At 60.6% G+C, this 22,379-nt stretch carries 19 protein-coding genes and 2 pseudogenes; 5 read left to right on the top strand and 16 right to left on the bottom strand.

What is annotated here, in order from left to right; translation table 11 throughout:
- Positions 1–31 precede the first annotated feature (31 nt).
- On the bottom strand, positions 32–1,219 hold the full coding sequence (locus N2601_RS13245) for a DUF459 domain-containing protein (RefSeq protein ID WP_104824255.1): 1,188 nt from the start codon (positions 1,217–1,219) through the stop codon (positions 32–34).
- 87 nt (positions 1,220–1,306) lie between these two features.
- Positions 1,307–2,530 carry a lytic murein transglycosylase gene (locus N2601_RS13240; RefSeq protein ID WP_104824254.1) on the bottom strand — a complete coding sequence of 408 codons (1,224 nt, stop codon included), beginning with the start codon at positions 2,528–2,530 and terminating at the stop codon, positions 1,307–1,309.
- Between the two features lie 206 nt (positions 2,531–2,736).
- On the opposite strand from N2601_RS13240, the gene galU reads away from it, so the two are divergent.
- Positions 2,737–3,624 carry a UTP--glucose-1-phosphate uridylyltransferase GalU gene (gene galU, locus N2601_RS13235; protein ID WP_104824253.1) on the top strand — a complete coding sequence of 296 codons (888 nt, stop codon included), beginning with the start codon at positions 2,737–2,739 and terminating at the stop codon, positions 3,622–3,624.
- A gap of 57 nt (positions 3,625–3,681) precedes the next feature.
- Here the strand turns inward: galU and N2601_RS13230 are convergent, their stop codons facing one another.
- Positions 3,682–5,211: an outer membrane beta-barrel protein gene (locus N2601_RS13230; protein WP_104824252.1), complete on the bottom strand. Its 1,530-nt coding sequence runs from the start codon at positions 5,209–5,211 to the stop codon at positions 3,682–3,684.
- A gap of 196 nt (positions 5,212–5,407) precedes the next feature.
- On the opposite strand from N2601_RS13230, the gene N2601_RS13225 reads away from it, so the two are divergent.
- Positions 5,408–6,403, top strand: a complete 996-nt coding sequence (locus tag N2601_RS13225) for a KpsF/GutQ family sugar-phosphate isomerase (RefSeq protein ID WP_104824251.1) — start codon at positions 5,408–5,410, stop codon at positions 6,401–6,403.
- Here N2601_RS13225 and N2601_RS13220 read toward each other — a convergent pair whose 3' ends face one another.
- Together N2601_RS13220 and N2601_RS13215 are read right to left on the bottom strand one after the other, a co-directional pair.
- On the bottom strand, positions 6,404–6,862 hold the full coding sequence (locus tag N2601_RS13220; RefSeq protein WP_104824250.1) for an NfeD family protein: 459 nt from the start codon (positions 6,860–6,862) through the stop codon (positions 6,404–6,406).
- A gap of 1 nt (position 6,863) precedes the next feature.
- Complete coding sequence (locus N2601_RS13215; RefSeq protein WP_104824249.1) at positions 6,864–7,880, bottom strand: SPFH domain-containing protein; 1,017 nt, start codon at positions 7,878–7,880, stop codon at positions 6,864–6,866.
- A 363-nt stretch (positions 7,881–8,243) separates the two neighbouring features.
- On the opposite strand from N2601_RS13215, the gene N2601_RS13210 reads away from it, so the two are divergent.
- Positions 8,244–9,152: a S1C family serine protease gene (locus N2601_RS13210; RefSeq protein ID WP_104824248.1), complete on the top strand. Its 909-nt coding sequence runs from the start codon at positions 8,244–8,246 to the stop codon at positions 9,150–9,152.
- Between the two features lie 60 nt (positions 9,153–9,212).
- Here N2601_RS13210 and hemH read toward each other — a convergent pair whose 3' ends face one another.
- From hemH to N2601_RS13155, 11 genes are all read right to left on the bottom strand, one after another.
- A complete protein-coding gene (gene hemH, locus N2601_RS13205; protein ID WP_104824247.1) occupies positions 9,213–10,238 on the bottom strand; it encodes a ferrochelatase in 1,026 nt (341 codons plus the stop codon).
- 98 nt (positions 10,239–10,336) lie between these two features.
- A complete protein-coding gene (locus N2601_RS13200) occupies positions 10,337–12,556 on the bottom strand; it encodes a 5'-nucleotidase C-terminal domain-containing protein (protein ID WP_104824246.1) in 2,220 nt (739 codons plus the stop codon).
- A gap of 149 nt (positions 12,557–12,705) precedes the next feature.
- Complete coding sequence (locus N2601_RS13195; RefSeq protein ID WP_104824245.1) at positions 12,706–13,026, bottom strand: hypothetical protein; 321 nt, start codon at positions 13,024–13,026, stop codon at positions 12,706–12,708.
- A 34-nt stretch (positions 13,027–13,060) separates the two neighbouring features.
- Positions 13,061–13,435, bottom strand: a complete 375-nt coding sequence (gene omp10, locus N2601_RS13190; protein WP_104824244.1) for an outer membrane lipoprotein Omp10 — start codon at positions 13,433–13,435, stop codon at positions 13,061–13,063.
- A 182-nt stretch (positions 13,436–13,617) separates the two neighbouring features.
- Positions 13,618–15,069, bottom strand: coding sequence for a homospermidine synthase (locus tag N2601_RS13185; protein WP_104824243.1), 1,452 nt, complete (start codon positions 15,067–15,069; stop codon positions 13,618–13,620).
- Between the two features lie 136 nt (positions 15,070–15,205).
- Positions 15,206–16,111 (bottom strand): heme-dependent oxidative N-demethylase family protein, encoded by a 906-nt coding sequence (locus N2601_RS13180; protein WP_104824242.1) that lies wholly within the window; start codon positions 16,109–16,111, stop codon positions 15,206–15,208.
- A 9-nt stretch (positions 16,112–16,120) separates the two neighbouring features.
- The gene (locus N2601_RS13175; protein WP_104825203.1) at positions 16,121–16,489 is read right to left on the bottom strand and encodes a nuclear transport factor 2 family protein; all 369 of its coding nucleotides are present in this window, start codon (positions 16,487–16,489) and stop codon (positions 16,121–16,123) included.
- A gap of 41 nt (positions 16,490–16,530) precedes the next feature.
- Entirely contained in the window at positions 16,531–16,815 is a 285-nt protein-coding gene (locus tag N2601_RS13170) for a YciI family protein (RefSeq protein ID WP_104824241.1), read from the bottom strand.
- 4 nt (positions 16,816–16,819) lie between these two features.
- The gene (locus N2601_RS13165) at positions 16,820–17,461 is read right to left on the bottom strand and encodes an aminotransferase class IV family protein (protein ID WP_104824240.1); all 642 of its coding nucleotides are present in this window, start codon (positions 17,459–17,461) and stop codon (positions 16,820–16,822) included.
- Positions 17,446–18,606 carry an aminodeoxychorismate synthase component I gene (locus N2601_RS13160; RefSeq protein WP_104825202.1) on the bottom strand — a complete coding sequence of 387 codons (1,161 nt, stop codon included), beginning with the start codon at positions 18,604–18,606 and terminating at the stop codon, positions 17,446–17,448. Before N2601_RS13160 ends, N2601_RS13165 begins: the two co-directional genes overlap by 16 nt.
- 23 nt (positions 18,607–18,629) lie before the next feature.
- A complete protein-coding gene (locus tag N2601_RS13155; RefSeq protein WP_104824239.1) occupies positions 18,630–20,486 on the bottom strand; it encodes a M3 family oligoendopeptidase in 1,857 nt (618 codons plus the stop codon).
- A gap of 222 nt (positions 20,487–20,708) precedes the next feature.
- Here N2601_RS13155 and N2601_RS13150 point away from each other — a divergent pair.
- Positions 20,709–21,960 (top strand): annotated as a pseudogene (locus N2601_RS13150) (sigma-54-dependent transcriptional regulator); the annotation flags it as partial.
- Between the two features lie 125 nt (positions 21,961–22,085).
- Positions 22,086–22,292 (top strand): annotated as a pseudogene (locus N2601_RS34225) (helix-turn-helix domain-containing protein); the annotation flags it as partial.
- Between the last annotated feature and the right edge of the window lie 87 nt (positions 22,293–22,379).

Genomic DNA, 22,379 nt, shown 5'->3' with positions numbered 1-22,379 from the left:
TTGCCCTTGTTTTGTTAGTAGCCGGTGGTGGTTACGGTGCAGTCGTAGCCGCCGGCAGTCGGTAGTCGTCGACGCGTCCGGTCGGCGCCGGGGCCATCTGGCCTTTCTCGACCAGGAGGTCGCGAGGAGATTGGGTGACGGAATTGTGGGCGGGAGCGCCGCCGAGAAGCTGTGCGCCGCCGTCGAGATTGGGGTCGGAAAGGCTTACCGGCTGTGTGCGGGTGATCATTTCCATCTCCGTCGGCGGCAGGTTGACTTGTTCGGCCGGCAGTTGATTGCCGGTGTCCAGGCGGATGATATCCGGGCTCGCCTGGTCACCGAGCAGCCGGCGCGTCGGTTTTTCGACGTAAAAGGCGACCTTGCGTTTTCCCGCTGCCGTGAGATTGACACCGTCGGAGGTTCGGAGCCGCACCTGCTGGCCGTTGATATCCGAGCCAGTGACGATGAACTCGCCGTTCTCGTCGGTGAAGCCGTCCCAGATATCGATGAATTCGCCGCCGACGCTTTCGACCTTGCTTTGGTAGAGTTGGTTGAGCTTCACCGCATCGGCCGTCATCTGGTCGGAGCCGAAGGGTGGCAGGCCGACCCAGAGGAGGGGGATATGGTGGTTCGTCACCAGCCTGCCGAACTGCTGCACGCGCTCCTCATAGGCAAGGTACCAGGGGTCGGTGCCGAATTTTTCGTTGAGCCCGTCACCCGTCATCTGCTGGCGATCGTTGGCGCCGATCATGACGACGACCATGGCGGGTTTCAATTGATCCAGCATGGCCGGCAACTGTTGCGGCCAGTTGTAATAGTCCTGGCGCACCAGGCCGGAGGCGACAGTGCTGCGTGTCTGTACGACGACGCCGGGCGAGGTGGAAAAGGCATCTTCCAGCCCATCGCCCAGGCCGCCCGCCAGAAAATCGCCGACGACGAGGATCGTCTTGGCATCCGGCAGTTTCTGGATCTCCGGCGGCGGCTCCGGCTGAGCCACCACTACCTGGCGCGGCGGTGGAGCGATCCGTTTGCGCGGCGGCCGAATCGTGCGTCTCGGCGGAGGTTGATAGGGAATATCGGGCTCCGAACGGCCGAACAACATTTCAAGCAATGTCCTGCGCGGCCGCTCCTGCGCCTCGGCTGCCGTCAGCAGACAGGCAAACGCCAAAAGGCCTGCAAGAAGTGCCGTGAACATCGTTCTTGCAGCAGTCATGGTCGCGCGGGCAGGTCGGTTTTTCATCGGGCTCTTTTCCGCTCGCGGCGCCATGGTTGCATGAAGGCGGTGCCGCCGTCCAGCCAATCCAAGGCTCATCTCGACCGCGGCGACCTATTTGCGCAGGGCGTTCAACAGGTTCATCGACGGCTCGCCGTCGGCGCTCATGCCGAAACGCTGCTGAACGGCGGTAATGGCGGCCTTGGAGCCGGAGCCAAAATTGCCGTCGACGACGCCGTCGTAATAGCCGAGCTCCTTCAGGCGGGTTTGCAGCTCGAATTTCTGCTTTACATCCAGCGTGCCGCTCGGGCGCGGCCAGGATTGCTGCACGCCGCCATAGCCGGCGATCTGATCGGCCAGCAGGCCAACGGCGAGCGCGTAGCTGTCGGAGGCATTGTAACGCTTGATGGTGAAGAAGTTGCCGGCCATCAGGAAACCGGGGCCGTCAGCTCCGCCCGGCATCTTCAGTTGCGCGCGGTCGGATGTCAGGCGGAAGCTCTTGCCGTTCGGGCGTACGAAGCCCATGGCAGCCCATTGTGCGATCGTGTGGGTCTTGCCGACCTGCGCTGCGCCGCCCGGCGGTACGGTCACTTCGTAGCCCCAGGTGCGGCTGGTGCTCCAGCCGTTCTTTGCCAGCAGATTGGCGGTCGTTGCCAGCGCGTCGGGAATGGAGTTCCAGATATCGGCATGGCCGTTGCCGTCAGCGTCGACCGCATAGAGCAGGTAGCTGGTCGGGATGAACTGCGTGTGGCCCATGGCGCCGGCCCAGGAGCCGTTCAGCTCGTCGCGCGGCACATCGCCGCTCTGCAGGATCTTCAGTGCCGCGATCAATTGCTTTTTGGCGTAGCCGGCGCGCTTCGGATCGGCATAGGCAAGCGTCGCCAGAGCGCGCGGCACGTAATGCAGCTTCTCGTCCTTGGCGAGCACGGCACCGTAATTTGATTCCATCGACCAGATGGCGAGGATAATATTGCGATCCACGCCGAAATGCTGTTCAAGGGAACGGAGTGTGGAACCGTATTTGGCCGCCATCTTCCGGCCAACATCGACGGTATAGGGATTGACGCGGGAATCCAGATAATCCCAGATCTGGGATTTGAATTCCGGTTGATACTGCGCTTTTTCGAGGACCGTGGGGTCGGGGTCCGTTACGCCGGCAAATGCTTTGCGATAGGTTGACTGCGTGATGCCGCTTTTGGCTGCGGTATCGTAGAAGCCCGCGATCCATTTCTGGAACCCGGGGTCCGCATTGGCGTTAATGGGAGTTAGTCCCGCAAAGGCACCGAACGCGAGCGCCAGAGCGAGACCACGAAGGGAGTGTTTGCGGTTTGGGGTCATCAACAGCCGTGTCCATCAATACTTGGATTTCGGTGCGGCGATGCCGGTGGCATTCGCCCAAGCGTGACACTACAGGAACGAAGTCAACAAATTCTTTACCATGGAAGCCAGGGTCAGTCATCATTTGCAAAACAGTAGCAAATTTATACTACTGACCCTTCGATTAGCTTTGGCGCAAAAGCGACGTAATTCCCCAGGAGGTATGCGTGGGACAGCATAAAAAGGTGCGTAAGGCAGTATTTCCGGTCGCCGGACTAGGGACGCGGTTCTTGCCGGCGACCAAGGCGGTGCCGAAGGAGATGCTGACCGTCGTCGACAAGCCGGTGATTCAGTACGTCGTCGACGAGGCGATGGAAGCGGGCATCGAGCATTTCGTGTTCGTGACCGGCCGCAGCAAGCATGTCATCGAGGACTATTTCGACATTCAGTTCGAACTCGAGCACACGCTGCGCCAGCGCAACAAGAATGCCGAACTGTCGCTGCTGAACGGCCTGCTGCCGAAGGCCGGCACGGCGAGCTTCACGCGCCAGCAGGAGCCGCTTGGCCTTGGCCATGCCGTCTGGTGCGCCCGCGAGATCGTCGGCGACGAACCGTTCGCGCTGCTTTTGCCCGACATGGTCATGCGTGCCGAAAAGGGCTGCATGAAGGGTATGATCGAGCTTTATGAGCATAGCGGCGGCAACGTCATCGCCGTCGAGGAATGCGCTCCGGATCAGACGCATAAATACGGCATCGTCGGCGTCGGCGAGACGATCGGCAGCGGCTTCCGCATCACCGAAATGGTGGAGAAGCCGGCCAAGGGCACGGCTCCGTCGAACTTCTTCATCAACGGCCGCTACATCCTGCAGCCGGAGATTTTCCATATCCTGGAACGCCAGGAGCGCGGTGCGGGCAATGAGATCCAGTTGACCGACGGCATGCTGAAGCTTGCGCAAGAGCAGGATTTCGCCGGCTATCACTTCCAGGGCCAGACTTTCGACTGTGGCGCCAAGGATGGCTTCATCCTCGCCAACGTCGCCTTCGCGCTCGCCCGCGCGGACATCCGCCCGACCATCGAGGATGGGTTCAAGGCGCTGGTCGACGCGCTGAAATAGTAGAAAGATCAAAGCACCCTCTCCCCGCTCATGCGGGGCGAGGGAGTGACCGGGGCTTTACTTCTTCACCGTCAAGCCCACGCCCGCCTGGAGCTGCCGCGTATCGTCGCCCGTCTTTCGTGACGTGAGCTGATAGCCGACGTTACTGGTCAGATCGAGATAGCGATTGATGCCCCAGGTCAGGCCGAGGGCCGCATCATATTCGGTTTCGTCGGAGATGGTGCTGCCGGACGGATAGTCGCGCCAGATCGTGCCGCCGGTCAGCTTGGCCGTGAGATCGTCGCGTAGTTCCTGGCTCAATGTGCTCGTCAACTGATAGGCGGTGTAGCCGCTTTCGCCCGCCGTCGTGGAGGGTTGGACCGTTGTCGAAAGGCCGATGCTGACGTCGGTGCCGCGCTGGGGCGACCAGGCGAGATTGCCGTCGACAGTCGGCGAATCGATCGAAGCCAGGCGCGAATCATCGAATTCCGTATGCTGGTAGCCGAAACCGAGCTCGCCTTTCATCTTGTCGCCAAGATCGAGCTCGATACCCGCCTTGCCGCCATAGCTTTGGTTCGAGCGGGCGTAGCCGTTGCTGTCGTGGGACTGGTCGTAGAAGGTGCGGCCGAGATCGGCCTCCAGGAAGGGAATGAGGACAGGCGACAATTCGTAGCCGATGCGCCCGCGCCAGGTGCCGGCCGTCTGATTGCGGTCGCTAAGCGTCACCTGTGTTCCGTCCGACAGGGTGGCATCGGAATAGATTGTGCGGGTTAGCGCCACGGCCGTCGTGCCGCGTAGCAGGCCGAAATCGCGCTCCAGCGATGTACCGGCGTTGAATTGATTGACGGCCGACTGCTTCGAGGCGCCGGCGATGGCGTTCGGGTCGCTCGTATCTTCGCGGAAGAACTGATAGCCGGCGGTGATATGCGCCGTGGTATCGGTGGGAAGATCAAGGCGCAGATCGGCGTTGATATTGACATTCGGCTGTTCGGCGCCGCTGCCGCTCAGGTTTTTCTGCCAGACGCCCTCACCGGTGACGATCAGCGCATGGCGGTCCCAATCCGATGTCAGGGTGCTGCGCAGATCGGTCTGCAGGAAGCTCCGATCGTCATTGGTCGAGCCGGTGCGGTTGCGCTCGAAGTTGATGGACTGGTTGACGGAAGGCCGCAGAGTGAAGGTGCCGAGCGGTATGCCTTGCACATCCTCGCGATCCGGATGCTGCCGCGCTTTCAGATCATCGACACTGGTCTCGCGCAGATTGACGCGGCGCAGATCGTCATCCAGCGTCGAGCCCGTCGTGGTCGGATCGATGCCAAGTCGCAGGGCTGAACTGGACGACGTGTCCGAATCCGTCGTCGTCTGTTTCGCGGCTTTGGTCGTCTTGGATTTGGAGGATGTCGTGCCCGTCGTGTCCGAACCGGGAAGATCGAAACTATCTGTGTCGGTCGATGTTGCCGTCAGATTGGTGCTGGAACTCTGGCTCGCGTCGAGCGATTGCGCCTGAACCGGCATCGGCATGGCGAATGCAGCCCAGCCCAGCAGAGCGGATGCAGCGCATGCCGTCAGCCGGAGGGAGCCACCACCCGCCTTGTTCTTGCCGATGTCCATTTGATCTATGTCTGGCCTTACTGGAAATGCTTTAAATCGTTACCCAAGCGTAAAGGCCCATGGTTAACGCTTCCTTGCCAGCCGACTACAAGGAGTCATGGTGACGGAACTGGCTTTGGTGGCGCGACGGCCGATCTCCGCTGCACAAAATCGATCTCCGGTGGACAGATTTGCAGAAAAGCGTTAGGCCTCCGTCATGAATAAGAGAGCTGTAAGACTCATCGAGAACGGTGCGATCGAATCCGCGATGCGGACGATCGAGACCGAGAGACGGGGCATGGAGGCGCTGGAACGCGCCCTGACCAATGGTCTGGCCGAGCCCTTCAGCCGCGCGGTCGAGATCATCGGCGATATCACCGGCCGCGTCATCATCACCGGTGTCGGCAAGAGCGGTCATATCGGCAACAAGCTTGCCGCCAGCCTGGCCTCCACCGGAACTCCGGCCTTTTTCGTGCATCCGGTCGAGGCCAATCACGGCGATCTCGGCATGATCACGCAGGACGACGTCATCATCGCGATGTCCTGGAGCGGCGAAAGTGCGGAGTTGCGCGGCATCATCAGCTATTCCCGCCGCTTCTCGATCCCGATGATCGCCATTACATCGGGCGAGACCTCTACGCTGGCGCGCGAATCGGATGTCGTTCTATTGCTGCCTAAGGAACAGGAAGCCTGCCCGCACGGGCTGGCGCCCACCACATCGACGCTGCTGCAGCTCGCGATCGGCGATGCGCTCACCGTGGCTCTGCTGGAGGCGCGCGGCTTCACCGCCGAGGATTTCCGCACCTTCCATCCGGGTGGCAAGCTGGGCGCCAGCCTCTCGCATGTCGCCGATATCATGCACAAGGGCGATCGCGTACCCTTGGTCAAGCTTGGCACGGGCATGCGCGAAGCGGTCATGACGCTAGCGCAAATGCGCTTTGGTTGCGTCGGCGTCGTCGATGATGACGGTTGCCTTTGCGGCATTGTGACCGATGGCGACATTGCCCGCAATCTCGGCAACAACCTTGCGGAGATGCGCGTGGACGAGGTGATGACGCGCAATCCGAAGACGGTGAAGGAAACGACGCTGGCGACCGGCGCAATGGCCGTACTCAATCGTCACAACATCTCGGCGCTGATCGTCGTCGACGATGCCCGGCGGCCTGTCGGCATCGTCCACTTCCACGATCTGCTGCGGATCGGCGTCGCCTGATCAGACGGGTTCGACCGTGAGGTCGCGGCCGCTGCTGGCAACGACCTTGACGCGGGTGCCGACTGGCAGATCCGGTCCGTTGACCGTCCAATAGGTATCGTTCAGGCGAATGCGCCCCCGGCCTTCGGTGATCGGTTGGTCGAGCGTCGCCGTGCGTCCGACCAAGCTGGCGCTGCGCTGGTTGAGGAACGGCTCGTCGGTGGCCTGGCTGTTGTTATAGAGATAGTGGCGGCCGATGAGGGTGACGATCACGGCCGTCGCGGCGAAGACAAGTCCCTGCAGTTGCCAGACCCAGAAGGCGCTATCCCAGAAAAGCAGCGACAAAGCGCCGACGATGATGCCGGCCAAGCCGATCCATACCAGGAAGAAGCCCGGCAGGATCAGTTCGGCCGCGAGCAGAATCAGACCTACCAGCCACCAGCTCCAGGGGCCGAGTTCGACGACGAGATTGTCGAACATTTCAGCTCTCCTTTGATGTCAGCGGATTGATCGTCGGCGTGGTGCGTGCAGGGCCTGTCCGGGGACGAGGAGGTTGTGGCGCGCCGCTGCCATCGCCATTGTCGCCGAAGACTTCGCGGGCGATAGCGCCGATGCCGCCGAGCGAGCCTATGATGGAGCTGGCCTCCATCGGCATGAGCACGATCTTCGAATTGCCGGCAGAGCCGATTGCGCTCAGGGCTTCGGTGTATTTCTGCGCAATGAAGTAGTTGATCGCCTGGACATTGCCCTCGGCAATCGCTTCGGACACCACGCGCGTCGCCTTGGCTTCGGCCTCGGCCAGGCGCTCTCGGGCCTCGGCATTGCGGAATGCAGCCTCCCGCTGGCCTTCGGCCTGTAGGACAGCCGCCTGCTTGGCTCCTTCGGCGCGCAGGATCTGCGCATTGCGCAAGCCTTCCGCTTCGAGAACCTGTGCACGCTTTTCACGCTCGGCCTTCATCTGCCGCGCCATGGCATCGACAAGATCCTTCGGCGGCTGGATGTCCTTGATTTCCACGCGCGTCACCTTGATGCCCCAGGGCTCGGCTGCTTCGTCGACCACGCGTAGCAGCCGCTCGTTGATGGCGTCGCGGTTCGACAGCAATTCATCGAGGTCCATCGAGCCCATGACGGAGCGGATGTTGGTTTTGGTGAGATTGAGGATCGCGGTTTCGAGATTGGTAATCTGATAGGCGGCCTGCGCCGCATTCAGCACCTGGAAGAAGGCGACCGCATCTGCTGAGATGCTGGCGTTGTCCTTGGTGATGACCTCCTGCGTCGGCACGGCGAGGACCTGTTCCATCACGTTCATGCGTGCGCCGACCGTTTCGATGAAGGGCACGATCAGATTGAGCCCCGGCTCCAGCGTGCGCATATAGCGGCCGAAGCGCTGGACCGTGTAGCGATATCCCTGCGGCACCGTCTTGATACCCGCAAACAGCACCAGGATGACCAAAACAACCAAGGCAACCGCAAAGATGCTGAACCCACCGATTACCATAAAATCCTCCATGGACGCCCCACACGATGCAGGGTTTGCGTCACTTCAAAGCACTGCCGCGATCTCTGCGTATTCGGGCGAACAAGCGACGCAGCAGGTCAATCAGATGTGGTGGGTTAGCATGTTCTCGGCAAGGGCGGAATGGGCGGTGCCATCCGACTCCTTGCCCTATTTCACGTACGAAAGGGCGGGGGGAAATCTCGTTGTTTGCGGCTGGAACAGACGGTTCCGTCACCCTCCCAATTTCACTCAGGCCTTGCACCTGACCGCACATGTTCATACCTTAAGGGGAGGAAAAGTATCCGGTTTCTGCCGCCGCGCGACCCTCCGAGCCGCGGCATGGCACATCACCAGGGTGAGACGATGAATATCGACAGGACTTTGCGGTCAATCGTGGCCGTGCACGCTTCAATTCCGGACGATGCCTTTACGGCTGGGGCGCTGGGAACCCGGCGGGAAGGCAGCGGTGTGGTCATCAGGGATAACGGACTGGTTCTCACGATCGGCTATCTCATCACCGAGGCCGAGGAGGTTTGGCTTACGACCAATGAAGGCCGCGTGGTGCCCGCCCATGCGCTTGCCTATGATCAGGAGACCGGTTTCGGTCTGGTCCAGGCACTCGGGTCGCTTGGTGTCCCCGCTTTGGAATTCGGCAACGTGGCCAAGGCCGCGATCGGCGATCCCGTGGTGATTGCCGATGGGGTCGGTCAATTCGTCCGGGCAAGCATCGTGGCCAAGCAGGAATTCGCCGGCTATTGGGAATATCTGCTGGAGGAGGCGATCTTCGTCGCGCCCGCCCATCCTTCATGGGGAGGTGCCGCGCTTCTCGACGCGCACGGCAAGCTATTGGGCATCGGCTCGCTTCACCTGCAGATGGCCTCACAAAATAATGAGGCTGCCGATATCAATATGGTCGTGCCGATCGATTTGTTGCCGCCCATTCTTGATGATCTGCTCAACCGCGGTCAGGTCAATAAGCCGCCGAGACCTTGGCTCGGGGCTTTCTCCGCCGAAAGCAATGGGGAGGTTGTGGTCATGAGCGTGGCAGAAGGAGGTCCGGCCGCCCAGGCGGGCCTGCGCCGCGGCGACGTCATCTCCGAGATCCGGGACGGCGAAGTGGACAGCCTCGCCGATTTTTACCGCAAGGTCTGGGAAAGCGGCCCCGCCGGCGCAGAAATCCCCATGAGGATATTGCGCAACGGCCGCGAAGCATGGCTACGCGTCAAGTCGGCCGACCGCAGCAGCTTTCTGAGGAAGCCGCAGTTGCAATGAGGCAGGGCGATCGTGGCGGCGGCTGGAACAGCATCCGACGCCACGGGCGCATGGCAGGCATCAAATCCAGCCAAGCAACTCCCGCCTGACCACTTTTTCCAGCACCCGCATGCCGTCTTCGCCGTCGTTCAGGCAGGGAATATGCGTGAACTTCTCGCCGCCATTGTGGTGGAAGGATTCGGCAGCCTGTTCGGCGATTTCTTCGAGCGTTTCCAAGCAATCCGAGACGAAACCGGGGTTGAGGACGGCGATGCGTTTGGTGCCCTCCCTGGCAAGGTGCTCCACCGTCTTGTCAGTGTAGGGTTGCAGCCATTCCTCCGGTCCGAAGCGGGACTGGAAGGTGAGCATGAATTGGTCTTCGGAGAGCCCAAGCTTTTCGCGCAGCAACCGGCTGGTCTCGACGCATTGCCGATAATAGGGATCGCCTTTCTCGGAATAGGAAAGCGGAATGCCGTGGAAGGAGGCCAGGATCTTCTCCGGTTGCCAGTCGAGCGTGGCGAGGTGCCGGGTGACGGAGTTGGCGAGCGCCTCGATATAGGTGGGATCGGCATGATAATCCGGCACGGTGCGCAGTGCCGGCTGCCAGCGCATGGCCATCAGCTTTTCGAAAGCCTTGTCATTGACGGTGGCAGTGGTCGCAGCCGCATATTGCGGATAGAGCGGAAACAGCAAGATACGGTCGCAACCCTGATCCTTCAGCACCTGGATGCGCTCGCCGATCGACGGCTTGCCGTAGCGCATCGCCCAATCGACGATAACGTCCGGTAAGTCCATCAGCCGCGCCGCCATCAAATCCGATTGGTTGCGGGTATAGGTGCGCAGGAAACTTTCGTTCTTTTCCTTGTTCCAGATCGTCTCATACGCCTTGCCGACCTTGCCGGGGCGGGTGTTGAGGACGATGCCGAACAGGATCGGATACCACTTCCATGGCGACCACTCGATGACGCGCTTGTCCGTCAGGAATTCGCGCAGATAGCGCCGCATCGACGTGTAGTCGGTGCCGTCGGGTGTGCCGAGATTGACGAGAAGGACGCCGATCTTGCCGGATTTTTGCTGCGATTGGCCAGTCGGGGCTTCTGCGATCATCAATTGTGGTCCTCTCAACGAAACGGAGCACCTCACATAGGAACAAAAACCGGCCCGGGAAAGCCCGGACCGGCTGACTTTTACGAGACAAATCGTCCTTACTTGGCCGGAATCTTCAATTCACGGCCGATGGTAAGGTGGCGCGCTCTGAGATTGCGGTTGGCGGCCACGAGTTTGCGCCATTCGCCGGCATCGCCGTAGTAGGTCTTCGCGAGATCCCAGAGTGTGTCGCCGGCGGCGATGACATGGGTGGTCGGCGTTTTCGGAGGCTCGCTTGCCTGGGGTGCCGGTGCGGGAGTCTCCGGCGTTGATGTGGCAGGCGTGGTGGTCTCGGGCGCTGTGGTCGTCGCCGGAGCGGTGGTAGCTGGGGCTGTTGTTGCGGGAGCGGTCGTCGTTGGAGGCGTCGCGGCGGGGGCCGTGGTCTCAGGTGTTGACGTGGCAGGTGTGGTGGTGCTGGGTGTCGACGCAGCGGGCGCGGTCGTGGTTGCCGGAGCGGTAGTAGCTGGGGCTGCTGTTTCCGGAGTGGTGGTCGTAGCCGGAGGCGTCGCGGCGGGTGCTGCCGTCTGAGATGTTGACGTCGAAGCAGCGGGAGCCGTCGTGGAGGGGGCTGCGCTGGTTTCGGCCGCAGCCGGGACGGGCTTCTGATCCGATGATGCTGCCTGTTGCGTCTCCGCCGGCTTGCCTGCCTCCGGTTGGGCAACGGTTGCGGTGCCGCCGAGCTGTGCGATGCGGCCATCGGTGTAGGGCTTGTAGGGATTATGCGACGCCAGATAATCGGCGACCACTGCTTCGAGGTCGGGGCCGAAGTCATAGGCGTTCTTGCCGTTCTGCGCGAAGACGACGTAACCGTCTCCGCCGGCGCGCATGTAATTATTGCTGACGACGCCATAGGTCTTGTTGGGATCGAGCGGCACGAACTCCGTGCCTTCCTGCACAACGACGGAGACGACGCGGCTGCCGGGCGGCTTTGATTTATCGAAGGTATATTTGAGGCCAGCGACCTGCGGGAAGCGGCCGGCGCCATCGTCGATCTGGCTGAGGCCGTTTTCCAATGCCGTCTTCACATCAGCGCCCGTCAACTGGAAAGTGGCGATGGTGTTTTGGAACGGCAGCACGGTCAGCACGTCACCCATGGTGACGTCACCGGCGCCGATCGAGGCGCGCAGGCCGCCGCCGTTCTGGATGGCGATGGCGATGTTCTGATTTTTTGTGCGGTCCAGCATAGCGTCGGCGACGAGATCGCCCATGGAGCATTCCTGAACGCGGCAAATCTCACGTGCGCCTTCGATCGGGGCCTGCGTGGCGCCAATGACCTTATGGCGCAGTTCCTCGATCGGCTTGGCCATCTCCTGGACACGGGCGGCAATGGCGGGGTCCTGTTTGATCGAAGAATCGAGCAGGATCGGATCGCCCTTGGCTTCCTTGACGACGCCGTTGTCATCGAAGGTGATGACGATATCGCCGAGATATTTGCTGTAGGAGGCGGCCTGAACGACCGGGACTTTATAACCTGCAGGGTTGTCGACCATGGTCGGATAGGGGCCAGCGGCTTTCGGGTCCGTATTCGACAGCAGCGTGTGCGAATGACCGCCGACGACGACATCCACGCCGGCGATTCTGGCGATCTGGGCGACGTCGCGCGGATAGCCGACATGGGTAAGCGCGATGATCTTGTTGACGCCCTGCGACTTCAGCGCGTCCACTTCGGCACTGATGGCGGCCGCATCGTCGGTGATCTTGACGTGTGGGCCGGGGGAGGAGAGCTCCGGCGTCTCGGTCGTGACCGCGCCGACGATGCCGATCTTCTGGCCGCCAATATCGAGCACGATCGATTTCTTGATGCGGTCGCCGATTTTCGATTCGCCGTCGATGACCAGATTGGCGGTGACCACGGGGAATTGCGCCTTGTCGAGGAAGGCTGCGAGCGGGCCTTCGCCGTCATCGAATTCATGGTTGCCGACGGTCATGGCGTCGATCTTCATATCGTTGAGGAATTCGACCTCGGCAGCTCCCTTGTAGGTCGTGTAGAAAAGCGAACCCTGAAAATTGTCGCCGGCATCGAGCAGCAGGACATTTTGGCCGGCAAGTGCGGCGCGACGCTGGTCGATCGCGGTCTTCAGCCGCGCTGCGCCGCCGAAGCATTCATTCTTGCTTTCTTCGGCGGCAGAGCAGGTGGCGTCGAACTTGTTGATCGGTTCCACGCGCGAATGGAAATCGTTGAAGTGCAGAATGTTGAGCTGGTAATCCGCGAAAGCGGTGCTGGCGCTGAGCGCCAAGGCCGCAACGGCCAAAAGACCCATACCCAAGGGCTTCGTCATCTCTCTCTCCTGTTACTCACCATATCCGGCCCGCCATGTCCCGTAGCGGTACCCCCGGGCCGAATCTTTCCATCCCGGCGAAAAGAGCGCAAGCAAAAGCTGTTGGCTTTATTAGGATTTTGCAAATCAACGGAAAAGAAGCCGCTGTATCAGGCGCAAGCCTCAATGGAGGCATCGCCATAGGATTCCCGCAGGGCGGCGAGGACATTCCAGCCGATGGCAAGGGTGAGAAGCAGGCAGCAAAGTGCCGCGATGCGATGAAAGCGCCGGCTGCCATCGCGGTAAAGCAGGATCGTGCCGGCGCCATAGATCAGTAAAGCAGGCAGGGCGATGATGAAGACGCTTATCGGTCCGTCACAATCGAGCGCCGCGATGCCTTGTGCCTTATAGCTGTTGGCAGGCAAAGCCGCCGCCAGGATAGCGACCGGCAATGCGGCGACCAAAACGAGATAGAGCACCAATCTGCGCATGGCGATCTATCCGTCCGCGGCGCCCGTTTCAGCCCTATCGGCGATTGAGGGAAAACTGTTTCCCGGCATCGGACGTGCAATTGAGCTGGGCGGGGCTGATCATGGCGCAGTTGATCTTGGACTGAGTCTTTCGCACCAGCGAGGTCATGTTGATCTCGATCAGGCTGGGAGAAACGCTGGTATAGGTGCCGGAGGCCAGAACCGAATTGCTGTCGGTGGTGTGGGTCGTGAATGTGCCGGCCTGGAAGGTCGAAATGAGGCCGTTTGCATCGCTCCAGTTGCCTTCTACCCCTGTCTGCGGCTGGACGCTGGCGCGCATGGCCGGCGGAGGCCTCGATCCGCCGAAATCGACGCAGGCGGACAAGGCTGCTGCGGCGGCGAGAAGGGCAATGCTGGTTCTGATCTTCATAAATGTCTCCCGCGATTGAAGGCGGACTAATGTCATGTTGGTTGCGGGAAACCATGCCGTGGCCATCTGTTGAAAGCAAGGCTTCAGAACCCGTCAGGTCGATTTATCCGGCGAGCGTAACAAAAATGCCCGCACGACCAGTGCGGGCATTTGAATTTCTGACTGTTCGGATGATCCGTCGATCAGCGAACCAGGATGTTCTTGAACTGCCAAGGATCCTTGGTGTCGATGTCTTCAGGGAACAGGCCCGGACGGCCGTCAAGCGGAGTCCAGTCGGTGTAGTGGCCTTCAACCGGACCGAGATACGGCAACTGCACTTCGAGGCAGCGCTTGTAGTCGATCTCGTCAGCTTCGACGATGCCGGCGGTCGGATTTTCCAGGGCCCAGACCATGCCGGCGAGCACGGCGGAGGTTACCTGCAGGCCGGTTGCATTCTGGTAAGGAGCGATGCGGCGGGTCTCTTCGAGCGACAGACGCGAACCGTACCAATAGGCGTTCTTGTCGTGGCCATAGAGCAGCACGCCGAGTTCGTCGATGCCGTCCTCAAGCTCGTCCTCGTCCAGAACGTGATGGACCGGCTGCGCCGTGCCGCCGTTGCCGAACATTTCGTGCAGCGACAGCACGGCGTCGTTGGCCGGATGATAGGCGTAGTGGCAGGTTGGGCGGAAGGTGACGTCGCCATCCTTGTCGCGGACCGTGAAGAAATCGGCGATCGAGATTGACTCATTGTGCGTGACGAGGAAGCCGTATTGCGGGCCGGGGGTCGGGCACCAGGTACGAACGCGGGTGTTGGCGCCCGGCTGCTCGAGATAGATGGCGGCCTGGCAGCCCTTCTTGTGCTTCTTGGCGTTCTTCGGCATCCACGCTTCATGGGTGCCCCAGCCGAGTTCAGCCGGCTGCATGCCTTCGGAGATGAAGCCTTCGACGGACCAGGTGTTCCAGAATACGTTCAGCGGCTTCGGATGCTTGGTGCGCTGAGTGTCACGCTCGGCGATGTGGATGCCCTTGACGCCGACCTTCTTCATCAGCTTTGCCCAGCCTTCGCGGTCATGCTGATCCGGCTCGTCGAACTTGATGCCGATATCGTTGGCGAGATTGACGAGCGCCTGCTTGACGAACCAGGAAACCATGCCCGGGTTTGCGCCGCAGGTGGAAACAGCCGTCGCACCACCGGGGTTCTTTGCCTTTTCTTTGCGCACGGTTTCACGCAGCGCGTAGTTGGTGCGGTCGGCGTTTTTCATGTTCTTGTCGAAATAGAAGCCGAGCCAGGGCTCGACGACGGTATCGACATAGAGCACGTCGAGCTTGCGGCACAGCTTGATCAGGTCGAGCGAAGAGGTGTCGACCGAGAGGTTGACGCAGAAGCCCTGGCCGCCGCCTTCCGTCAGGAGGGGCTTCAAGAGGTCCTTGTAATTGTCCTTGGTGACATATTCCTCGATATAGCGGACGCCATGCTTTTCCAGGATCGCCTTGTGGTCGGCGTCCAATTGCGGGTCGATGACGACCATCCGGCTTTTGTCGAATTTGAAATGGCGTTCGATCAGGGGCAAGGTGCCGCGGCCGATGGAGCCAAAGCCGATCATTACGATCGGACCGGTAATTTCGGCATATACCGGATAGTTCTGTTCCGTCATTCTTGTCTCCTTCGAAGGGCAGGACGCCGTTCGGCCTGTGAAATTCAATCAATATGTGCGCGAAAATGCGAGGTGAACGGCTCTAACCATAAATTGATGTCACAATAAAGAGCCGTCCCGGCTTATCGGGCAAATGTCAAGCCGGTGAAGCAACGTCCGCAAGCGCTCGCAATTGTCTCGCCAGCTCGCTTTTCTGGTGCGTGAGGCCCTTATAGGCCGTCTGCTGCTCATCCAAAGCATCCAATTGCGCGGCAAAACTCAATGCCAGTTCCGAAGCTTTGGGATGGTTCGCGATCGCGGCGATCGGGTCGACATAAACGCGGATGGTAAAGAGGATATCGCCCGATACCGGCAGCTTGCGCAGCGTCTGGCGCTCGACGCGGGCGAAGCGGGTCTCAAGCGTGGGAGGCGTGGCGGCCGGCGGACGGCTATGCTTCGACGTCCGGAGAGACAGCTCCTTCGTCGTGCTCACCGACCAGTTCATCCGCTCGACAGGCTGCGCCACCTGCAGATTGTCGAAGATGCGGTTGATGAGGACAGCATTGCGGGTGCCCTCGCCAAAGCCGGGCACGTCTCCATGAATCGCCTGCATCGGCCGGCCGAATTTTTCCTGAAGCGACCAGGAGGAGGGGAAGGCGACATGGCCGGCGACGAGATGCCAGCCATTCTCCTTGCGCCGCATGATGACGAGATCGTCGGCAACGAGCGAACCGGCCTTCAGGAGCGGCGGCAGGCCGGGATCGGCAAGATCGATCGAGTGACCGGCGGCGGAGATGGTATCGCCGTCGCGGCGATAGATTGCCGGATGCTGTTCGCAAAGATAGGTCGTCAGGAGGTCAAGACATTCCCGCTGCGCATGTTTCGAACCGGCTTCGGAAACGAAAACATCATTGCGGCGGTCGTAAAGAAGCCTTTGCTTTTCATCGAGATAGCGCCCGAGATCGGCGTCCGGCTCGATCCATCGTGCCGGATCGAGCGGCATCAGGCCGATCGTGAAGGGTTTTGTGGAGCCGTCATAGGGTGTGTAGGTCAACAAGGTCATGGATGGAGCTTACTGCGTCAGCGTTCCCTGATGGAAGAGCATTCGCCAGCGCTCCTTCGCCTCCAGCCGCCAGATCGAGCTGCGAAGCGTTCTGACCTCACGACCATCCGGATAACGGCGAGCCGCACGATAGGTCGCCAGCGCGAGCGTACCGGAGAGCATCTTCAATTCGAAGTCGGTCAGCGTTTGCCAAATACCGTCGGGCTCACCCTCGACAAGCCGATCGACGATGTCGTGGAACGTATAGAGAGCGCCCGAACTGCCGATCTCGCGAAACTCGGCAGACAACAGGTCCGCCAACGCCTGTTTCGATGTGCGCATCGCCGGATCGAAAAGCCGTTCTTCCAATTCTTTCAGATGTCGACTGAAATCATCCATCGCGGCGACGGACAGCATGGGCGAACCCTTCCCGTTTCAAATCAGACCTTCAGGGCCTCCAATCCTTCCCTGACGGTCGTTAGGGCGATTTCCGCGACGTCATAGGCGGCAACGCCGTGGATGGTGAAGGGATCGGTTGCGACATAGGCTTCCAGTTCGGCGCGATCGCCGCGGGCAAAGATGATACCGCCAGTGCGCGGCACCTTGCGGCCGGACGCGAGAAACCAGCCCTTCGCATAGCCTTCCTTCACCCAGGCCATATGCGGCTCCATGTGCTTGTCGGCTTCGTCATTGCCCTTGAGATAGGTCAGCGAGAGGATGAACATTGCGTCAATTCCATATGAGTTGTGCGCGGATCAGCCCGCGCAGGGAGTTCCCGACATAAAGCGCACCTTTTTCCAGATCGTCCAGCCTTATCCGACCGACTCGGGCTTTGCGCTGGCAGATGAGTTCGGTGCGCAACACGCCGGCGAGCAGGCCGGAAGAGATCGGCGGCGTTCGCAACGGTCCGGAACCCTCGTCGAGGAAGATCGAGGTAATGGTGCCCTCGCAGACCTCGTCCTTTTCATTGAGCAACAGCACTTCGTCCGCCTCTGCCGACGAATATTCGGCGCGGGCAGCCTCATAGACGGACCGAAGGGTGGTTTTGATGCGCAGCAGCTTGTCGGCAGAATCAAGACGGGTTTTGGCAATGCGGACGCGCCAGACGGTATCGGGAGCAAGGGGCGTGAAGGCGGCAGTCGTAACGTCCGTCTGCCCGGTGCGATCGAATGTCAGGCGCACCCGCAATGGAGCGTTCGCATCCGCAACGGCAGCATCGAGTTTCGCCAGCGCATCCTTCGGCGCGGGAAAACCCAATCGGCGGGCGGACCGTTGCAGTCGGGCAAGATGGAGGCGCAGGCGCACGAAGCCCGTCTGCGGCTCGTAGCGCAACGTCTCGATCAGCGAAAAATCCTCTAGCGCTTGATCCATCGATCCCCCACGGCGAAGCGCGCCTTCAACAGGCATTCTTCATATTCCGCCTCCGCCGTCGAATCGAAAACGATGCCGCCGCCGACATTGAAGACGGCACGGCCGTCATCGAACAGCGTGATGGTGCGGATCGCCACGGAAAAGCGCATGGCGCCGGATGGTGAAATCATGCCGATCGCCCCGCAATAGGCGTCGCGCGGGCCATCTTCGAGTTCGTGCAGAATTTCCATCGCCCGCATTTTCGGCGCGCCGGTGATCGAGCCGCAGGGGAAGAGCGCTGCGAAGATATCGCGAATGGTCATGTTAGGGAGTAGCTTCGCCTGCACATGGCTGACCATCTGATGCACAGTCGGATAGGTCTCGATCTCGAAGAGTTTCGGCACGTCGAGCGTGCCGACTTCGGTGATGCGTGAGATGTCGTTGCGCAGGAGGTCGACGATCATGCGGTTCTCGGCCTGCGTCTTCTCGTCGGCCAGCATGGCGTCGATGATCTCGGCATCCTCGACGGCGTCGGCGCCGCGCTTGGCTGTGCCCTTCATCGGATGCGTCTCGATCCAGCCGTCGTCGTCGGTCCGGAAGAAGAGTTCGGGCGAGCGCGACAGGATGATCGGGCCGCCGAGATCGACCAGCGCGCCATATTTTACCGGCTGAAGCTCGATCAGCGACCAGAAGGCGGCGCGGGCGTCGCCATTCCAACGGGCCGTGATGGGCATGGTCAGGTTTGCCTGGTAGCAATCGCCCCGGCGCAAATGCCAATGCAGCCGGTCGAATCTCTCTTTATATATAGGGAAGTCCCACCCGGCTGTGGCGTCGGTCAGAAACGCCTCGTTTTCAAGGCGTTGCAACGGCTGGGCGAGGGCATGGCCATCCGCCGCCGGAGCGTCGAAAACGCCGAAAGAGAGCAGCGGCGTCTCGCGGTTTTCTTCAGCGAAAGGCGCAAGCTTTTCCTCGAAGAGGTGACCGGCCTCATAGGCCATATAGCCCGCCAGCCACTTTCCCCCGGCCCTTGCCTTTTGCACCCGATCAAGGGCGTTGAAGAATTCCGCACGTGTTCGAGCTGTGATGATCTCCGCCGGTTCGGCGAAGAGCATCACCTGTCCTGTGCTGTCGTCCCGGAAGAGGACGTAGGGTTGCGTATCGGCCACGTGCGATTCTTTATCAGTGTGCATCAAGCACTCTTATCAAGCGCCTCCAGCTCATCGATGAGCCCTTCGATCATCGACAGTCCCTTGCTCCAGAACGACGGATCGGTGGCGTCGAGGCCGAAGGGTTTCAGGAGTTCGGAATGATGCTTGGTGCCGCCGGCCTTCAGCAGCTCGAAATATTTCGCCTGGAAGCCCTCTTCGGCATTCTGATAGACGGCATAGAGCGAATTCACCAGGCAGTCCCCGAAGGCATAGGCATAGACGTAGAAAGGCGAGTGGATGAAGTGGGGGATATAGGCCCAATAGGTCTCGTAGCCCTCTGAGATCTTGATCGCCGGCCCGAGGCTTTCCGACTGGACGGAGAGCCACAGCTCGCCGATATCGTCTGAAGTCAGCTCGCCGTTCTTGCGCGCGGTGTGAACCTTACGTTCGAATTCGTAGAAGGCGATCTGGCGGACGACCGTATTGATCATGTCCTCGACTTTCTGCGCGAGCATCGCCTTGCGCTCGCGCTTGTCGGTGGTCTTGTCGAGCAAGGCGCGGAAGGTCAACATTTCGCCGAAGACTGAGGCGGTTTCGGCCAAGGTCAGCGGCGTCTGGCACATCAGCGCGCCTTGGCCGCCGGCAAGCACCTGATGCACGCCATGGCCGAGCTCGTGCGCCAGCGTCATGACATCGCGCGGCTTGCCCATATAGTTGACGAGCACATAGGGATGTGCGGAAGGAACGGTCGGATGCGCGAAGGCGCCCGGCGCCTTGCCGGGACGCACCGGCGCATCGATCCATTCCTCATCGAAGAAACGCTTGGCGATATCAGCCATTTCCGGTGCGAAATCGCCATAGGCGGAGAGAACGGTCTGCTTCGCCTCGGTCCAGGGGATCAGCGCGTTGGAGGTCTCGGGCAGCGGCGCGTTGCGGTCCCAGAAATTCATCTGTTCCATGCCGAGCCACTTCGCCTTCATCTGATAATAGCGATGCGACAGGCGAGGATAGGCGTCGCGCACGGCGGCGGCCAATGCATCGACCACCTCGCGCTCGACGCGGTTGGCCAGATGTCGGCTGTCGGCGATATCCTCGAAACCGCGCCAGCGGTCGGCGATGTCCTTATCCTTGGCAAGCGTATTGGTGATCAGCGTGAAGACGCGCAAATTGGCCTTGAAGGTCTCGGCGAGCGCCATTGCCGCCTTGCGGCGCAGCTCGGGGTCTTTCTCCTGAAGCATGTTCAACGTGACTTCCAGCGGCAGCTTCTCGCCGTCCACCTCGAAGCGCAACTCCGCCATGGTCTCGTCGAACAGGCGATTGAAGGCGGCGGCGCTGGTCATGGATTTTTCCAGGAATAGCTGCTCCAGCTTGTCCTCGAGCTGGTAGGGCTTGTCCTTGCGCAGGTCGACGATCCAGGGACGGTAATGGCCGGCGGCTGGGTCGTTTGCCATGCAGGCGTCCATCACGGCATCGTCGATGCGATTGAGTTCCAGCGGAAAGAACAGCAGATGGGCGGAATAGTCGGTCAGCCGCGCCTGCACGTCGCCGTAGAGCTTGCCGTTGGCCGGATCGCTGGTGTTGGAGAAATAGGTAAGGCCGGCGAAGGAGCCGAGGCGGCCCATGATATCGTCCAGGGCTTCATAGTCCTTCAGCGCTGCACCGATGCCGGCGTCACCGGTCTTGGTGGCAGCGTCCGCAAGTTTGCCTTTCCACTTTTCCTCAAACGCGATCGCCGCCTTTCCGGCCTTTTCCATATCACTGACAAAGGCGGTGGAGGTGGCGGACGGATAGAGGTCGCTGAGCTTCCAGGCGGGCAGATCGCCGAGGGCGGGATTGGTTGCGGCGGCCGCCGGGCCGGTGGAAAAATTAAAGGATGAATGGAGCGAGGTCGGGCTCATGGGCGGTATTTCCTCTGCTTTTCTTTGCGGAACAGTCCGGTCTCTCCGTGTCTATTCGGCTGAAAAGGCCGCGGCAAGGGCGATTTCCTCGAGATCGGACAACCGAATTCATAGGCACCGTTACATTCGTCATAATGATTAAAATACGATGCTTTGGCAAAACTTCGTGTTCAAGCCTTTCTGCGAAGGTCCTCATCAGGTTTCGCATGAAGTGAGGCACCAATGACCGTATTTAATAGCGCCAAGGGGGGCGCGCAGATTCTCGTTGTTGAGGATGATCCGATTCAACGCCGTCTGCTGAAAAACGCTATCGAGCGGCACGGACACGTTGCTCATCTGGCGGAGAATGGCCGTTTTGGCCTTGAGATACTGAAGCGCAACAGCGATCAGATCAATGTGATCGTACTCGATCTCATGATGCCGGAGATGAACGGCATCGAGTTTCTGAGCGCACTGCGCGATATGGGCACCGAGGTGCCCGTCATCGTGCAGACCGGGCAGGGCGGTATCGAGACCGTGGTGCAGGCCATGCGGGCCGGCGCCTTCGATTTCGTCGTCAAACCGGTATCGCCGGAGCGGATAGCGGCTTCGATCGCCAATGCGCTGAAGCTCGATCAACGCGAGGCCAGGGCTCGCGCCGGACGCAGGTCGCGCACCAGCGCGATCAGTTTCGACGACATCGTTTCTGCAAGTCCGGCGATGATGCGGGTGATCGATCTTGCCCAGCGAGCAGCGCAATCGAACATCCCCGTGGTGCTCGAGGGCGAATCCGGCGTCGGCAAGGAGCTGGTGGCGCGTGCCATCCAGGCCGCCAGCGACCGCGCTGGCAAGCCCTTCGTGACGGTCAACTGCGGTGCCATTCCGCACAACCTCGTGGAGAGCATTCTCTTCGGCCATGAGAAGGGCGCCTTCACGGGCGCTGCCGAGCGGCATGTCGGCAAGTTTATGGAGGCGGACGGCGGCACGCTGTTCCTCGACGAAGTCGGCGATCTGCCGCTGGAGGTGCAGGTCAAGCTCCTGCGCGCTGTACAGCAAGGGGAGATCGAGACGGTCGGCGCCCGCGTTGCGCAGAAGGTCAATGTCCGGCTGATCTCGGCCACCAACAAGGACCTGATCGAGGAGGTGAAGGCCGGCCGGTTCCGTGAAGACCTCTACTATCGCCTCAACGTTTTCCCAATCACCATGCCGGCGCTGCGTCGTCGCAAGGAAGATATTCCGTATCTTGCTCGTGCCTTTGCCGACCGATTTGCGCTCGAACAGAAACTCGGCCATTCGCTTTCGATCAGTCCGGGCGCCTTGGCGTTGCTGACGGCCTATGACTGGCCGGGCAATATTCGCCAGCTCGAAAACGCGATCTTCCGCGCTGTCGTGCTGTCCGAGGGTTCGGAATTGGTCGAAGCCGATTTTCCGCAGATTGCGGCACAGTTGCCCGGCTATTTCACTGCCGAGCATCCGACCTTAGTTGTGGATAATTCCGAGGCTTTCAGCATCGGCGTGGAGACCGGCGAGAGGTTTGAGCGCGGGATGCGTGTCAGTTCCTCGGATGCGGTTACAACCCCGCCGCTATCGGTCGTCGAAACACCGTCTGTTTCGGCGGCAGACAATGTCATCGTCAGTACGGACCCATCCGGTGACGTCAGAAAGCTCGCAGATGTTGAGGAAGAGCTCATTCGATTCGCTCTCAAATTCTATCGAGGACAAATGAGTCAAGTGGCAAGGAAGCTCGGAATCGGGCGGTCGACTCTCTATCGCAAGTTGAAGGACTATGGAATAGACCCGGATGACCCGCAGAAACATGCGGCCTGAGCGTATATTAACGTTTAGGCAAGCATATTTTGTTACCTGTCGTAAAGCACTTGTTAGTGCATCGTTCACCATGTATGAAGAGGGCGA

Origin of the sequence: Rhizobium sp. CB3060 (assembly GCF_025200735.1) — a bacterium.
Taxonomy (GTDB): Bacteria; Pseudomonadota; Alphaproteobacteria; order Rhizobiales; family Rhizobiaceae; genus Rhizobium.
The sequence above is the reverse complement of the archived record's forward strand: the minus strand, read 5'-3'. Positions and strand labels throughout refer to the sequence as shown.